We start from the raw sequence: 1,246 nt of genomic DNA on the forward strand, positions 1-1,246 counted from the left end.
AAGCTCTGCCATGGCGAGAAAACGTGCCATGAAATGGAAGGTTTTCGTTAAGCCATTCTGCCCTCACTGTGGAGCAAAAGTACGCGTAGGAATTGTATTATTGCCCGAATAACTATAGTCATCATCACTCTCATCCCTTCACAAACCTATTCAATACCCACCTTTACACCGCTGCATCTCCCTCAAATATGACTTCTACAAAGGCACAAGACGAATGAAGCTGCTGGACTCCAATGAAATTCGGAAGCTTCGAGACGTGTGTATATTTGAGGTGAATGGAATAGAGGTGTATATGTGATTGGTTACCAAATAATGTTAAATGGCTACCATTTCGATGGTTGTTTCAATAAAAAAAGAGTATCTTTGCATAAGAAAGGCTGCACCTCGGCAATTGAAGTGAACTTCATTGCACTCGGTTTGCACTTTCTTTGCATCGTAAATAAATATTTTGAATTATGGTTATAGTTAGCACAAGAGACTTTCGCACTAATCAGACTAAGTATCTGAATTTGGCAAAAGCAGGAGAGCACGTAGTCCTAAAATCGCGTGCTGGCAGTTTCCGCATCTTCCCCGATGACGGAAGTAATACCATTGACGCACCGCGCGACTTGATGAAAGAGCTCAGAAACGCTTTGACGGAGGTAAAGGAAGCCATGGCCGGAAAACGTAAACTTCAATCTGCTGATAGTTTGCTCGATGAGTTGTAATATTACAGTATCGGTTTCTGACGACTTTGCAAAAGAAGCAAAACGTCTCGCTAAGAAATATCCAAGTTTTAAACAAGACTACAAGGATTTTCTCGATAGTATTAAAGAGAACCCTTTGCAAGGCGATGAGATTACAAAAAACATACGCAAAATCCGTATGGCTATCAAATCAAAAGGCAAAGGAAAATCAGGTGGCGCAAGAGTCGTCACGTTCAATGTTCTTACCAATACTGAAAAAGGTCAGGTAGTATTCCTTCTTCTCTATGATAAAGAGGATGCTTCTACGGTTAAAGTCAATGTTGTCAAGCAACTTGTTCAAGACTTGGGATTTGATATCGAATGAATCTATAATGAAGCTGTTGGACTCTAACGAATTCCAATAGCTTCTTGTCGTATATGTAAGGAGAAAAAGCAGCAAGCCGATTTCGGGGAGAAAAACTAATGGCGCGCGTTTCATAATGAGGAAAGCCATTTAACCCCCCACCAGTCCGCATGGCATCTGTGCTTATCTGAGAGATCCGTGGGAGAATAAAAACATC

General features: G+C 41.2%; 2 protein-coding genes. Both read left to right on the top strand.

Features of this window, described 5'->3' with window-relative positions; translation table 11 throughout:
* Positions 1-509: 509 nt before the first annotated feature.
* Complete coding sequence (locus KM934_RS12770; protein WP_252345012.1) at positions 510-707, top strand: prevent-host-death family protein; 198 nt, start codon at positions 510-512, stop codon at positions 705-707.
* Complete coding sequence (locus KM934_RS12775; protein WP_215760998.1) at positions 697-1,050, top strand: addiction module toxin RelE; 354 nt, start codon at positions 697-699, stop codon at positions 1,048-1,050. The genes KM934_RS12770 and KM934_RS12775 overlap by 11 nt, the downstream gene beginning before the upstream one ends.
* The last annotated feature ends 196 nt before the right edge of the window (positions 1,051-1,246 follow it).

Source organism: Hallella faecis, from assembly GCF_018789675.1.
GTDB classification, from domain to species: domain Bacteria; phylum Bacteroidota; class Bacteroidia; order Bacteroidales; family Bacteroidaceae; genus Prevotella; species Prevotella faecis.

What these genes read in the sequence shown, in the direction of transcription:
- KM934_RS12775 (WP_215760998.1), top strand. Translation starts at nt 697, where the DNA reads ATGAGTTGTAATATTACAGTATCGGTTTCTGACGACTTTGCAAAAGAA.